This window comes from Ureibacillus endophyticus, from assembly GCF_024159215.1.
Classification (GTDB): domain Bacteria; phylum Bacillota; class Bacilli; order Bacillales_A; family Planococcaceae; genus Ureibacillus; species Ureibacillus endophyticus.
Map to the genome: position 1 here is coordinate 2,334,486 of NZ_JAMYWW010000001.1, position 14,098 is coordinate 2,348,583.

General features: G+C 34.8%; 15 protein-coding genes. 2 read left to right on the forward strand and 13 right to left on the reverse strand.

Going from position 1 to position 14,098, the window contains the following annotated elements; translation table 11 throughout:
* The first annotated feature begins 125 nt into the window (after window positions 1–125).
* Window positions 126–665: a CDP-diacylglycerol--serine O-phosphatidyltransferase gene (gene pssA, locus NKR20_RS11525; RefSeq protein WP_121213354.1), complete on the forward strand. Its 540-nt coding sequence runs from the start codon at window positions 126–128 to the stop codon at window positions 663–665.
* Window positions 666–783: 118 nt separating this feature from the next.
* Window positions 784–1,533 (forward strand): RNA polymerase sporulation sigma factor SigK, encoded by a 750-nt coding sequence (gene sigK, locus NKR20_RS11530; RefSeq protein ID WP_121213355.1) that lies wholly within the window; start codon window positions 784–786, stop codon window positions 1,531–1,533.
* A gap of 262 nt (window positions 1,534–1,795) precedes the next feature.
* On the opposite strand, the gene mtnN is transcribed toward sigK, so the two are convergent.
* The 13 genes from mtnN to alaS form a co-directional block, all read right to left on the reverse strand.
* On the reverse strand, window positions 1,796–2,488 hold the full coding sequence (mtnN, locus tag NKR20_RS11535) for a 5'-methylthioadenosine/S-adenosylhomocysteine nucleosidase (RefSeq protein ID WP_253426898.1): 693 nt from the start codon (window positions 2,486–2,488) through the stop codon (window positions 1,796–1,798).
* Between the two features lie 60 nt (window positions 2,489–2,548).
* Complete coding sequence (locus tag NKR20_RS11540; RefSeq protein WP_253426899.1) at window positions 2,549–3,232, reverse strand: YrrS family protein; 684 nt, start codon at window positions 3,230–3,232, stop codon at window positions 2,549–2,551.
* Window positions 3,233–3,421: 189 nt separating this feature from the next.
* Window positions 3,422–3,907: a transcription elongation factor GreA gene (greA, locus tag NKR20_RS11545; RefSeq protein ID WP_121213358.1), complete on the reverse strand. Its 486-nt coding sequence runs from the start codon at window positions 3,905–3,907 to the stop codon at window positions 3,422–3,424.
* A gap of 332 nt (window positions 3,908–4,239) precedes the next feature.
* Window positions 4,240–4,878: a uridine kinase gene (gene udk, locus NKR20_RS11550; RefSeq protein ID WP_121213359.1), complete on the reverse strand. Its 639-nt coding sequence runs from the start codon at window positions 4,876–4,878 to the stop codon at window positions 4,240–4,242.
* Complete coding sequence (locus NKR20_RS11555; protein WP_211330861.1) at window positions 4,879–6,144, reverse strand: peptidase U32 family protein; 1,266 nt, start codon at window positions 6,142–6,144, stop codon at window positions 4,879–4,881.
* A gap of 28 nt (window positions 6,145–6,172) precedes the next feature.
* The gene (locus NKR20_RS11560; protein WP_253426900.1) at window positions 6,173–7,105 is read right to left on the reverse strand and encodes a peptidase U32 family protein; all 933 of its coding nucleotides are present in this window, start codon (window positions 7,103–7,105) and stop codon (window positions 6,173–6,175) included.
* A 5-nt stretch (window positions 7,106–7,110) separates the two neighbouring features.
* Window positions 7,111–7,743 (reverse strand): O-methyltransferase, encoded by a 633-nt coding sequence (locus NKR20_RS11565; protein WP_121213362.1) that lies wholly within the window; start codon window positions 7,741–7,743, stop codon window positions 7,111–7,113.
* 232 nt (window positions 7,744–7,975) lie between these two features.
* Window positions 7,976–9,094 carry an endolytic transglycosylase MltG gene (gene mltG, locus NKR20_RS11570; protein ID WP_121213363.1) on the reverse strand — a complete coding sequence of 373 codons (1,119 nt, stop codon included), beginning with the start codon at window positions 9,092–9,094 and terminating at the stop codon, window positions 7,976–7,978.
* Between the two features lie 551 nt (window positions 9,095–9,645).
* The gene (locus NKR20_RS11575; protein ID WP_253426901.1) at window positions 9,646–10,167 is read right to left on the reverse strand and encodes a DUF1292 domain-containing protein; all 522 of its coding nucleotides are present in this window, start codon (window positions 10,165–10,167) and stop codon (window positions 9,646–9,648) included.
* A gap of 70 nt (window positions 10,168–10,237) precedes the next feature.
* Entirely contained in the window at window positions 10,238–10,534 is a 297-nt protein-coding gene (locus NKR20_RS11580; protein WP_121213365.1) for a DUF1292 domain-containing protein, read from the reverse strand.
* 57 nt (window positions 10,535–10,591) lie between these two features.
* Window positions 10,592–11,008 carry a Holliday junction resolvase RuvX gene (gene ruvX / locus NKR20_RS11585; RefSeq protein ID WP_097072701.1) on the reverse strand — a complete coding sequence of 139 codons (417 nt, stop codon included), beginning with the start codon at window positions 11,006–11,008 and terminating at the stop codon, window positions 10,592–10,594.
* Window positions 11,009–11,015: 7 nt separating this feature from the next.
* Window positions 11,016–11,282: an IreB family regulatory phosphoprotein gene (locus tag NKR20_RS11590; protein ID WP_036176121.1), complete on the reverse strand. Its 267-nt coding sequence runs from the start codon at window positions 11,280–11,282 to the stop codon at window positions 11,016–11,018.
* Window positions 11,283–11,406: 124 nt separating this feature from the next.
* Window positions 11,407–14,067 (reverse strand): alanine--tRNA ligase, encoded by a 2,661-nt coding sequence (gene alaS, locus NKR20_RS11595; RefSeq protein WP_253426902.1) that lies wholly within the window; start codon window positions 14,065–14,067, stop codon window positions 11,407–11,409.
* Window positions 14,068–14,098 lie beyond the last annotated feature (31 nt).

Genomic DNA, 14,098 nt, shown 5'->3' on the forward strand with positions numbered 1-14,098 from the left:
ATAGAACCAAATATCCAAATAATTTAAAAGAATATAACATTTATAGGATATTTTGATTTACTTACAATTTATTATTTTTCGAAGTATAATATAAAAATACTAAGAGCGTAAAGGAGTGTTCCCCCATGTTTCTTATTCATATGGTGGATTCCACGATTAAAAAAGTAAAATCGAACGCTGCTAATTTAATTACCATTTGTAATTTGTCATTTGGTGGTGCCTCTATTTTGGCCACATTAAATGAATCTTATAGTTATAGCGTATTATTTATTTTTGTTGCGGCTTTTCTGGACCGTTATGACGGCAAAGTAGCACGAAAATTTAATCTAGAATCAGAATTAGGAAAACAATTAGACTCTATGGGTGATATTATATCATTTGGGGTTGCACCCGCCCTACTAATGTATGAAAATATCATGACGGATTTTGGTATGGTTGGAATGATTTTAACGATTTTGTACATTGCTTGTGGAGCTTTTCGTTTAGCACGATTTAATATAATGGATACTAAAGGATATTTCATTGGCTTACCAATTACTGTAGCCGGTACTTTCCTAACATTTTCTTACTTCTTCACAAAACTCGTAGAACCCCAAAGTTATTTATTTTTATTCCCAATCCTATCAATTTTAATGATTAGCACATTTAAATTAAAAAAAGTGTAAATACGATCGATGCATCATCTATACGTATGCATCGGTCATTTTTTTACTATAAAATATTAATCATTTTCTATAAGAGTTTATCATATAATGTCGAAAAAGGCAGAAAGGATGACGTAATTTGAGCGGTATTTTTGCGTCACTCATGCAGCTCTGGCTCGATATTCCATCATTTTTAGGCTACTTAAAGGGGCAGGCATTTCATCGTCCTTTCACAAAAGAAGAAGAAGCAAAATGTATCGAACGATTTATGGCAGGAGACGAACAAGCGCGGCTTGATTTGATTGAACGAAATATGAGATTGGTCGCCCATGTCGTTAAAAAATTCCATCCACAACACGAACAATTAGATGATTATATATCAATTGGTACAATAGGATTAATGAAAGCAGTTAGCAGTTATACACCAGATAAAAAAACAAGACTTGCAACGTATGCTGCACGATGTATTGAAAACGAAATACTGATGCATTTAAGAGCACAAAAGAAAGTTCAAAAAGATGTATCGCTATTTGAACCAATTGGAGTGGATAAAGAAGGACAATCTTTGCAAATTCGAGACCTGTTGCAACTTGATGAACAACCAGCAATCGATAAAATTGAACAAAAAGAGAGTTTCGAACAACTTTATGAATATTTAGGAACACTAGAACCACGGGAATTAGAAATAATAGTCTATCGCTATGGATTAAATAATAATGAACCATTAACGCAAAAAGAGATCGCTAAAAAATTGAAGATTTCTCGTAGTTATGTTTCACGTATTGAAAAAAGAGCACTTGTTAAACTGTATCAGCAATTCAAACATAACCAGGCTGAACGTGAAAATAAAAAAAATGAAAATGAATTACGTTTCTCAAAGATTGATTAAATCCTTGGTAAAACTGAAAAAATAAAAGCTCATTTAATCTGTTTTGCAGGTTAAATGAGCTTTTTGATTAATGATTTGTTGACTGGCTATTTGCACCGAAGTAAATAAGAATTCCTAGAAGTGCTGTAATTGCTACTGACCCACCCATTAATAATAACATTGCGTAGACCTCCTTATTGTCTTTTTAACCTGCTTTTAATTACCATTCTATCTTACTTGCATTTTTTCAATTTCTCAAGTGCGTTTGTAAATATGCATAAGCTTATAATTTTTCGATTGTTTTTAAAACAATTTCTGTAGAATGTTTTGCTGCAACTGGTAAAAATTCATCGAAACTGATATTTGACTCTTTTCCAGCTATATCAGATAACGCACGAATTACAACAAATGGTGTATTAAATTGATAGCATACTTGCGCTACTGCAGCAGCTTCCATTTCAACAGCTTTCATTTGTGGGAAATAAGATCTTACTTTCTCAACTCGTTCTGGATCATTCATAAATGAATCTCCTGAACAAACTAATCCAACACCAACTTGATGCTCTCCAATTTCTTTTACAGCTTCTTGAGCCATTTTTATTAGTGTTTCATCGGATTTAAAAGCTGGAGGCATTTGTGGGACTTGCCCCATTTCATAATCAAAAATCGTTACATCAACATCGTGATGACGTACTTCATCAGATATAACAATTGCTCCTACATCCAAGCTAGGATCATACCCACCAGCAGAGCCAGTATTAATTACAACATCAGGTTTGTATTCGTGTAATAAAATTGTTGTTGACATTGCTGCATTGACTTTACCAATACCGCTTTTTAATAAAATAACTTCTTTATTTTGATATGTACCTATCGTATATTCACTATTAGCAATTGTCGTTACTTCTGGATTTTCTATGGCTTTGCGTAATAGTTCTACTTCTTCTTCCATTGCTCCAATTACTGCGATTTTCATAATTTCCTCCATTCTGCATCAACTTAACGATATATATTTTTCCACATTACGTCAATATTATTAATAGGAATTTGCTAGTTGATTTAGTTTTTCTACTTTTACAGGTTTCCATCCCTCATTTTCTATCCATTCAATATGAATACGATATTTATAAGCACGATTAGAATCATTTGAGGAAATAACTGCAACAGAGGAATTTGGATTGCCATTATTTTTTATTGACCAATAAATAACCTCATCTTCACTAAGTCCTACAACATTGCGGAAGGTTTCCTTTTTCTCTTCATAATCAATATGTCCTTCTTCATAAGCAGATACATGTTCACCTGTTTGTTTTGTCGGCGTAACTTGCCAGCTTGGGTTGACGATTACCTCGTCCACAATTGGATCATTTGATGGTTGAACAATTTGCTCACTTGCACTTACTACATACACATTTTCATTTTCATCAGACATATTTTCTGTTGAATAGTCATTGTTTGTTGGCTCATCATCTTCTGATTTATCAGTAACAACTTCCTTGGAGTCATCATTTTTTTTACTTTCAGTCACCTGATTTGTTTCTTTTGCATTTTGTTTTTTGTCATCCCCCGTAAAAATACTTACCAAGTTCAGCACAATCAAAATCGAAACGATAGCGATAAGTACATTTAGAAGGCGATCCATCTTTTTACGTGGCTTTTTAGCTTTATAACGTTGTCTTTTTTCATGACGTGTAGAATTTTCAGACTTACCATTATTCATTAGATTGAAACCTCCTTCACATCTTAAATATACTATATTTTATCAATAATCGACCTATCATTTCCATTGTAAGCCCTGTATTTAATATAACTGTTACAAAATTGAAAAAGTCGACAAAATCAAATTGTTGATTTGTCGACTATAAATTAAATGGCTATGTATGAAAAGTTAGCCAAATCAATTATGAAATTATTTTGCAGCGCTAATTGAAACGATGCGAACTTCCATATCTCCACCTGGAGTTGTTAATTTTACGATATCATCTACTTTACGTCCTAATAATGCTTTTGCAATTGGTGAGTCATTTGAGATTCGGCCTTCGAAAGGATCTGCTTCAGCTGAACCAACAATTGTATATTCTTCTTCCTCACCATCAGGTAACTCGATAAATGTAACTGTTTTCCCTAAAGTGACGATATCGCTTGTACCTGCAGTTTCTTCTATAATGATTGCATTACGCAACATTGATTCAATAGCAGAAATACGACCTTCAACGAAGCCTTGTTCTTCTTTTGCTGAATCGTATTCAGAGTTCTCTGATAGGTCTCCAAAACTACGAGCTATTTTAATACGCTCTACTACTTCTTTTCGTTTAACTGTTTTAAGGTACTCTAATTCCTCTTCTAATTTTTGTTTTCCTGCTAATGTCATTGGGTACTGTTTTTCATTTGACAAGACAATCACTCCTTAAATACTCGCAATAAATTTATACGAAACAATACTATACACCTTATTTCGAAAAACGCAATCGTTTTCATTTTTGCGTTTATCAAAGGGTAGAATTTGTTTCATTTGTTTCATTCGGTTTTTAATATTGCTCCAACAGTATATACTTCGTTGAACAATATTAAAAAATCTAATAATAAAACCCGGTTAGTAGTTAAGCATATGAGACACTTACTTCAAATAGAAGCAATATTGTCAACTTAACTAGTAACCGAATTTTACATTTCACATATTAAATATCAATTAGTAATTGTAATTAATACCAACTGTAACACATCATATTACACATTGGTCATAGTTTCAAGAATTGTTTTAATTTTTGTAACCATTAAATCGATTGCGACTTCATTTTCTCCACCTTCTGGGATAATAACGTCAGCATATCTCTTTGTTGGCTCAATAAATAAATTATGCATTGGACGGACAGCAGTTAAATATTGTTCTATAACAGAATCAATTGTTCTACCACGTTCCTTAATATCCCGCTCTATACGACGAATTATACGTAAATCCGCATCGGTATCAACAAAGAGTTTAATATCCATTAATTCTCGTAAACGACTATCTTCTAAAACGAGAATACCTTCTAATATAATTACATCTTTTGGTTCAACATGGATAACTTCCTCTGCACGAGTATGATTAACATAATCATATACCGGCTTTTCGATAGCTTGACGATTCAATAAGCGATTCAAGTGCTCGATTAGTAAATCATTATCGAAGGCTAATGGGTGGTCATAATTTGTTTTTAAACGCTCTTCAAATGTTAGATGACTTTGATTTTTATAATAGAAATCTTGTTCAATGACAACAACAGAATGCTCTCTGAAAACATCATAAATGGCATGGGTTACACTCGTTTTACCCGAGCATGAGCCTCCTGCAATCCCTATTACTAGAGGACGCTTCTTTGACATTTATTTATTCTCCTTCCGCATCATGTTGAACTTGAACAACGGACGATCTACTTTAAACTTCACAATTTGTAATGGATGATTTGCTACTTCAATTTCTTGACCCTCTTCATCCCAAATTTGACCAACTTCCATTTTGAATGAATCAATTTCAGGACCGAAAAATTCAATTGTGTCCCCCGGTTTGAAGTAATTTCGTTGTTGTAATGTCACCATGTTAGTTTCTTCATCATAATCAAGGACTAGTCCTGCAAAATCCCATTTCATTTTTGGTGCATGGAATCCAAACATTTGTTGTTTATAACTTGGTTCACCTTCAAAGAAAGCCGATGCAGTTGCACGATTCGCACAACGATCAAGTTCCTCTAACCATTCTTTTTTGATTTTAAAGTTTTCTGGGTCTGCACAATATGCATCAATCACTTTACGGTATACAGAAATAACTGTTGCCACATAGTGAATAGATTTCATACGACCTTCAACTTTTAATGAATCTATACCTAACTCAATCATGTGAGGAATAGATTCGATTAATTTTAAATCTTTAGGACTCATCGCAAATGGCGCGTCACCTTCATTGAATAACGCTTTTTCTTCTCCATCTACATTTTCATAAAGATCATAGTCCCAACGACAACTTTGACAACATCCACCACGGTTGGAGTCACGAGCAGTCATATGGTTTGATAATACACAACGTCCAGAATACGCAATACACATTGCTCCGTGAACAAATGCTTCAATTTCTATATCCACTTCTTCTTTCATTTTCAGCATTTCTTCTGCACCGACTTCACGTGCTAAAACGACACGATGCAAACCTTCTTGCTTCCAATACTTTACTGCTTTCCAGTTAGATAAAGATTGCTGAGTAGAAAGGTGGATTTCGAGATTAGGTGCTACACGACGACAAGTTTCGATAATTAATGGATCGGCAACAATGATACCTTTAACTCCAGCACCTTCGATGGCTTGTAAGTATTCTTCAAGACCATCCATATTTTCATTATGAGCGAAAATATTTGTTGTAACATAAATTACGGCACCGTATTTATTTGCAAATTCGACACCTTCACGCATTTCTTCAATTGAGAAGTTGTCCGCATTTGAACGCAAGCCGAATTCTTGACCACCAATAAAAACTGCATCTGCCCCATAATGTACTGCAACTTTTAACTTTTCTAAACTTCCAGCTGGTGCTAATAGCTCAGGCTTTTTTGTGATAACAGTTTTTCCATTAACAACTTCACGTATATTTTTATTTTCAATTAGTTGTAACAAGTCGTACCCTCCGTTCTTAATACACTGTTTCTTTGTAGATGAATCCTGTATCTAACGGACGAATAGCAGGTTGAATTTCTTTAATTTTTTCTAATAGTTCGTCCTTAATTTCATCATACGCATCTTCACCGTTATCGAAGTATGCATCAATTGCTTGACGATAACAATTTGTAACAGTCGTAATATATTCTTCAGTTTGTAGAACACCATCAAATTTTAATGAATCAATTCCCGCTTCAAAAAGGTCCGTTAATTCATCAATTAGGCACATATCATTTGGCGAGAAAATATGTGTACCATTTAAGTCTTCATAAATTGGATATTTATTTTTTCTCTCTTTATCATGTAAAAACATATTTTTATTTTCTTTACGGTTCTCAATCTCCATTACTTCACCGCGATATAAGAAATAGTTTCCTAGTAGTGAACGCTTTGATTGGAACATCGCCGTCATACCATGAATTTGGACTTCAATTTCAGCTTTTGCATTTTCTTTTATTTCTACTACTTCATCCAATGACAACTCACGTGCTAGAACTGCACGTTTTGCACCTCGTTCGTTCCAGTAGTTTACTTGGAACCAGTTCGTTGCAATTGTTTCAGGATTCCAATGAAGTGGAATAGTAATGCCTAGTTCACGAACAGCCATTACAACCGCAGGATCACCGAATAAAAGTGCATCAACACCAATTCGTTGCATTTCTTTTAAATATTCATCTAAATCATCTAATCGATCGTTATGGAATATAGCATTTACAGCAACATACACTTTTTTACCAGCTTCATGAATAATTGTTGTTGCTTGTTCTACATCATTTACAGAAAATTCTCCAGCTAAACGTAAGCCAAATTTTTGTTCACCAATCACAAATGCGTCTGCACCAGCTTCAATAAGTGCTTTAATATGATCTACAGATTTTGGTGTAACTAATAATTCTGGTTTTTTCAATTCATTCACCTCTTCAAACAAATTAACAATCCATCACCAATTGGGAAAAATGTACTTTCATAGTCTGGATGGTTCATAATCCAATCGGTAAAATTTTTCAAATTACGTATCATCGTTCTTTTACGACGAGGAACATCTTTTAAATCTAAATCAGATAAGCCGTGCATGTACATATTATCAATATACAAAATTCCTCCTGATGGTACTAGAGGAGAGTACTTTTCAAAAAATCGTTGGTATTGACCTTTTGCGGCATCTATAAAAATTGCTTCAAAAGTAGAGTGTATCGATTCCACATCTACTTCTAATGCATCCCCTTCAATGACTGTAATTCGGTTACCTTCTACAGAACGAGATAGAAAATGTTTTGCCATTGTTACTCGTTCAGGATCCCTTTCAACAGTTACAATTTTACAATCAGGTAAAGCAATAGCCATTCGTAATGCTGAATAACCAATTGCTGTACCTATCTCTAAAATATTTGATGGCTTTTGTATACGAAGAATTTGGTTCAATGCATCAATTGCAGGCAATTGCATAATCGGAACATGATGAATTCTTGCATACTCTTCCATCTCCATTAATAATTCATTACGTGGTTGAACTAAGGATTCTATATAAGCATCTGAAAATTCCATTGACGAACCCCTTTTATACATAATCTTCCGCCGAACTATGTCTGAAAAAGAAAAAAAACCAAACATGAAAGTTGGCACAATAAATTTAATAGTTTATGACAAAAAAATCACAATTTATAATATCACGAAAATAGAAGGAAAGCGAATAAACTTTATTAATTCTCTAGTAAAAAGTTTAAAAGTCAAACTTTTTTACAGAAATAATAAATTACACAATCCTTCTATCTCACAATTACTTTATATATTTTTCAACATTCACAAGGTGTTCATCATATGTTTTTGCAAAATGATTGTTACCTTCACTATCAGCTAAGAAATATAAATATTCTGTATTAGTTGGACTAAGGGCAGCTTCGATAGATATTTTCCCTGCATTAGCAATTGGCCCAGGTGGTAGCCCTTGGTTTACATAAGTATTATATGGATTATCCACTTCCAAATCTTCATATAATACACGATCTTTATGTGATCCTAAAGCATATAACACAGTTGGGTCCGTTTGTAATGGCATATTAATTTCCAAACGATTATAGAAAACACTAGCAATTGTTTCTCGGTCCGTTTTTGCCGTTGCTTCTTCTTCTAGAAGTGAGGCAAAGGTTAATAATTCATGAACAGACATTTCTTTTTCTTCAAGCATAGGTTTGTATTCGACAAGTATATCATTTGTTTGTGAAATCATTGTCGATATTATTTCCTCTAATGTAGGATTTTCTTCATAAAATGGATACGTTGCAGGATACAAATATCCTTCAAGAGCATAGCGAATATTACCATCTAATACTTCTTCTGTGATTAAATCCGGATACGTTGCCATCATATTTTGAATAAACTGTGGATCAACTATCTTATCCATAAATTGCTTAGCGGTATATTCTGTTTTCTTTTCAACTCTTTTTGCAATTTGCTCTAAAGTAAGTCCTTCAGGAATTGTTAATGCAAAGATTGGTTCACGGTATACTTTGCCCGTTTTTAAACTTTCAATAATTTCATCGAAAGTCATTGCCTGGGTCATTGAATAATTACCTGCTTGAAAGCTAGATTCATTTTTAAACTTTGTATAATACTTAAATATCCGCGCATCTTTAATAATCTCTTTTTCTTCAAGGATAGATGAGATTGCACTTATACCAGAACCCATTGGAATCTCCACTGCTATTTCTTTTGTAGATTCTGGATCAATAGGTTTTAATGCAGATTTCACATAAAAATAACCACTAACACCAACTATAAGTACGATTAATAAAACTACAAGTGTCACCATCGAAACTATACGGCGTACTATTTTTCCTTCTTTTTTACGCTGCTTCATTTTATCCATCATTTCTATTTTTTTTGCTTCATTATCCACCGACTTACCCCCTTGTATCTTTTAATATGATACAAGAAAACACAAATTGTGACAACAAAACCTGACACAAGGACTTGTGTCAGGTTTTGTCTGCACCGAAAGCGATAGCGGCAGGCGCAATACACTCTATTGGAAAGAGTTCCAAATTATGGAATAGAGGCGTGTTGTATCTGCACCGAAAGCGTAGCGACAGGTGCAACATTTCACTATTTCGAAGCGAATCTGTTTTGTGTCAGGTTTTGTCTGTGCCGAAAACGAAGTGACAGGCACAATACTTATATCTGCGCCGAAAGCGTAGCGACAGGTGCAACATTTCACTATTTCGATGAGAATCTGCTTTGTGTCAGGTTTTGTCTGCGCCGAAAGCGATAGCGGCAGGCGCAATACACTCTATTGGAAAGAGTTCCGAATTATGGAATGTAGGCGTCTTATATCTGCGCCGATAGCCGTAGCATCAGGTGCAACATATTAAGTATAATTTTTCCCCTTTCCCTACTACCAAATACAAAATAAAAAGTGCTATGACACAAGGCCATAGCACAGAACATTCACTATTCTTGATTATTTAAAGAAGCTAGTTCTTTCTCAACATACTGCCATTCTTCATCTGTTTCAATTGGTAGAAGCTCTAACACTTCTCCCTTTTCTCCAGCAATGTAAGCTGCAGCAAATATTTCGTTAATTTCCTCTTGATCTGCATAAGCATACAATATATACGATTTATTGTATTTTTCAATTTTAAATCGATGCAACACTTCGCAAACGATCTCTTCATCATCTTCGGAAGAGATTGTAAAGAAATCTTCAGCTCCATCAAACTCAGCAATTAACGTATTCATTACTTCATCGACCATATCCCATTCTTCCTCAGATTCAATGTCAGTGAAGTTCGTCATGTTGCCATTTTCATCTAACTCATATTTCAGAGCAGAGATGTCTCCACTTTCTTCATTGTTATTATTCACTAAGGAATAAAGAACATATGAATGTTCATCTGAATCAAAAGTGAAAATCACTTTACATCGTTGTTCTGAACCATCCTCTAATTGTACTGTGAAAAATTGCTCGTCCACACTAACACCTCCAAAAAAATAAAAGGTAGGCAATGCTTGTGCCTACCTAATATGTTCAAAAATTTAATTTTTACTCTTCTTCATCAAATTCATCTTCAAGAGAATTTAAGAAGTCTTCAATTATATCCCATTCTTCTTCAGTTTCGATTGGCTCTAACTCTCCATCTTCACCGTTTTCAGAAGGAACAAATGATGAAGCGAAAATTTCGATTTGACCATCTTCATCTTCTTCTGCACCAACTAATGAATATAAAACATATGATTTACCGAATTGTTCTGAATAGAATGTGTCGATAACCTCACATAGTTGCTCATTGCCATTTTCGTCTACAATTGTAATGTGTCGTTCTTCGTGTTCATGTCCCATAGATGGTCACCTCATCAAAATAGTTATAGTTCTTATGGAGCTCTATTAGTATAAAAATTAATTTTTACTATCTAGATATCCTTGTAAGATCATTACTGCAGCCATTTTATCAATGACTTTTTTACGTTTTTTTCGGCTAACATCAGCTTCAATTAGCATTCGCTCCGCAGCCATTGTCGTTAACCGTTCGTCCCACAATTTTACTGGTAAGTTAAATGTTTCTTCTAGTAATTTTTTATAATTCTCAGAAGCTTCACCACGAGGTCCGACAGTGTTATTCATATTTTTAGGATATCCTACTACAAATTCTGTAATAGAATATTCCTTCACTAGTTCTTTTATACGTTCGATACCAAAATCGCCAGTTTCTTCGTTAATCTTAACGGTTTCGATACCTTGCGCTGTCCAGCCTAGTGCATCACTAATAGCTACACCGACTGTTTTTGAACCAACGTCTAATCCCATTACTCTCATGTTAATATTATGCCTCGTTATTCTTCCTAATATAAAATTTTACGAGCTCTTCTAGAATTTCATCGCGTTCGAGCTTGCGTATTAAGTTTCGTGCATCCTGATGGCGAGGGATGTATGCCGGATCACCAGATAAAAGATAACCTACAATTTGATTAGTAGGGTTATACCCTTTCTCTTCTAGTGAAGAGTACACCTTCAACATCACTTGCTTTACTTCTTGTTCCATTGATTCTTCGGGAAAACTAAATTTCATTGTTTTATCAAACGAACTCAAGACCAGCACCTCGCTTTCAGAAATATAGAGTTGAATCTCACATCTCCATTTTCTTTATTATAACCGATTATATGCTTCAATCAAATAATCAACAGTTATTTCTAACCAATAATTTCAAATATTATTAGATTGATTTAACGTAATCATACACAGAAGATAGTGCTTCTTCAAGTTTTGATGCATCTTTAGCGCCAGCCATCGCCATATCAGGACGACCGCCACCTTTACCGCCACAAGCTTCTGCTACTGTTTTAACAATGTTTCCAGCATGGAAGTTTCCACCTACTAAATCCTTTGTCACTCCAGCACATAACATTACTTTTTCGCCATCAACTGCACCAAGTACGATAACTGCAGATTGAAGTTTTTCTTTTAAATCATCCATCATTTGACGAAGTTGATTGTTATCTTTAGCATCAACACGTGTTGACAATACTGTTACATCGCCAATTTTTTGCGCTGCATCTAAAACTGCGCTACTTTGTGCATTGGCAATTTTTTGTGATAGTGAAGCATTTTCACGTTGTTGTTCTTTTAATTCTTGTTGTAGATTTTCAACTCGTAAAACTAAATCTTTCGGGTTTGCTTTTAATAGAGCAGCAGTTTCTTCTAAAATACGTTGTTCTTCTTTTACAGCTTCATATGCTGCTTTACCAGTAACAGCTTCGATACGGCGAGTTCCTGCACCAATACCGCCTTCTGAAACAATTTTAAATAAACCAATTTCAGAAGTACTTCCTACATGGATACCACCACAAAGCTCAACAGAATAATCACTTACTTGAACTACACGTACAATATCTCCATATTTCTCACCGAATAACGCCATTGCCCCCATTTCTTTTGCTTGTGCGATTGGCATTTCTTCAATGACTACTTTAATATCTTCCCAGATTTTTTCGTTTACAATACGTTCAATTTTCTCCAACTCTTCTTTAGTAGCTGGCCCGAAGTGAGAGAAGTCAAAACGTAGACGATCTGGTCCAACATAAGAACCTGCTTGGTTAACGTGTTCACCTAAAACATCTTTTAATGCGCGTTGCATGATATGAGTTGCTGTATGGTTTTTCACAATTAAGTTACGTTCATCACGATCAACTGTTGCTGTTACAAAGTCGTTTAAATGTAATTCACCTGATTCAATTGTAATTGTGTGAAGGGATTGTCCATTTGGCGCTTTTTGTACGTCTTTCACAAATGCTTTACAAGTATCACTTACAATCGTACCATGGTCAGCTACTTGTCCACCCATTTCAGCGTAGAATGGAGTTTCAGCTAAAATTACTAGAACTTCTTCCCCTTCAGAAGCTACTTCAATATTTTGACCATTACCAACCATAGCAACTACTTTTGTTTCAGTTTCTAATGTGTCATATCCTACAAAGTTTGATTCTACTGTAATATTTGCTAATACTTCAGATTGAACTTGCATTGAATCAACATCAGCACGAGCATTACGAGCACGTTCACGTTGTTCTTCCATTGCTGCTTCAAATCCTTCAAGGTCAACTGTCATACCAGCTTCTGCTGCATATTCTTCTGTTAACTCTACTGGGAAACCATATGTGTCATATAAACGGAATGCATCGCTACCTGGAATTGTGTTTAGTCCAGCTGCCTTTTCTTTTTCGATAACTTCAGAAAGGATTGCTAAACCACCATCTAATGTTTCATGGAAACGATTTTCTTCATTTTTAATCACACGTTGGATAAATTCTGTTTTCTCTTTTACTTCTGGGTAGAAATCTTGCATAATTTCGCCAACAGTTGGAACTAATTCAAACATAAATGGTTTTTCAATTCCGATTTGTTTTGCATAACGTACTGCGCGGCGAAGTAAACGACGTAATACATATCCACGACCTTCATTTGAAGGAAGTGCACCGTCACCGATTGCAAATGCAACTGTACGAATATGGTCTGCAATTACTTTGAATGGTGTGTTTACATCTTCTTCACTACCAAAAATTTCTTTTAAATCAATTTCCCCTGGACGCATATATTTACGGTTAGCAAATTCTTCAATCTTCTCGATGATTGGCATAAATAAGTCTGTATCAAAGTTTGTAGGAACGTTTTGTACAACAGATGCCATACGTTCTAATCCCATACCTGTATCGATGTTTTGTTTTGGTAGTGGTGTATACGTTCCATCAGGATTATGGTTAAATTGAGAAAATACTAAGTTCCATATTTCTAAATAACGTTCATTTTCCCCACCTGGATATAATTCAGGGTCGTTTTCATCATTACCATATTCAGGACCACGATCGTAGAAGATTTCTGAGTTTGGACCAGATGGACCTTCTCCAATATCCCAGAAGTTCCCTTCAATACGAATTAAACGATCTTCCGGAATACCAATTTCATTTTTCCAAACGTCGTACGCTTCTTGGTCTTCAGGATGTAGCGTGATCGATAACTTTTCTGGATCAAAGCCCATCCATTTAGGGTCAGTTAAAAATTCCCAAGCAAAATGAATGGCTTCTTTTTTAAAGTAATCGCCAATTGAGAAGTTCCCTAGCATTTCGAAGAACGTATGGTGACGAGCAGTTTTCCCTACATTTTCAATATCGTTTGTACGGATTGATTTTTGCGCATTTGTAATTCGTGGATTATCTGGAATAACGCGTCCATCAAAATATTTCTTAAGTGTTGCAACACCTGAGTTAATCCAAAGTAGAGATGGATCGTTAATTGGAACAAGTGGTGCGGATGGTTCTTGTGCATGTCCTTTTTCAATGAAAAATTCTAAATACTTTTTGCGTATTTCTGATGCCTTCATTAATTATATCCTCCTAAAATTGCGTTCAATG

Coding starts and splice junctions, on each gene's coding strand:
- pssA (WP_121213354.1), top strand. CDS start 126: ATGTTTCTTATTCATATGGTGGATTCCACGATTAAAAAAGTAAAATCG.
- mtnN (WP_253426898.1), bottom strand. CDS start 2,488: ATGAAAATCGCAGTAATTGGAGCAATGGAAGAAGAAGTAGAACTATTA.
- NKR20_RS11540 (WP_253426899.1), bottom strand. CDS start 3,232: ATGAATAATGGTAAGTCTGAAAATTCTACACGTCATGAAAAAAGACAA.
- udk (WP_121213359.1), bottom strand. CDS start 4,878: ATGTCAAAGAAGCGTCCTCTAGTAATAGGGATTGCAGGAGGCTCATGC.
- NKR20_RS11565 (WP_121213362.1), bottom strand. CDS start 7,743: ATGGAATTTTCAGATGCTTATATAGAATCCTTAGTTCAACCACGTAAT.
- NKR20_RS11580 (WP_121213365.1), bottom strand. CDS start 10,534: ATGGGACATGAACACGAAGAACGACACATTACAATTGTAGACGAAAAT.
- ruvX (WP_097072701.1), bottom strand. CDS start 11,008: ATGAGAGTAATGGGATTAGACGTTGGTTCAAAAACAGTCGGTGTAGCT.
- alaS (WP_253426902.1), bottom strand. CDS start 14,067: ATGAAGGCATCAGAAATACGCAAAAAGTATTTAGAATTTTTCATTGAA.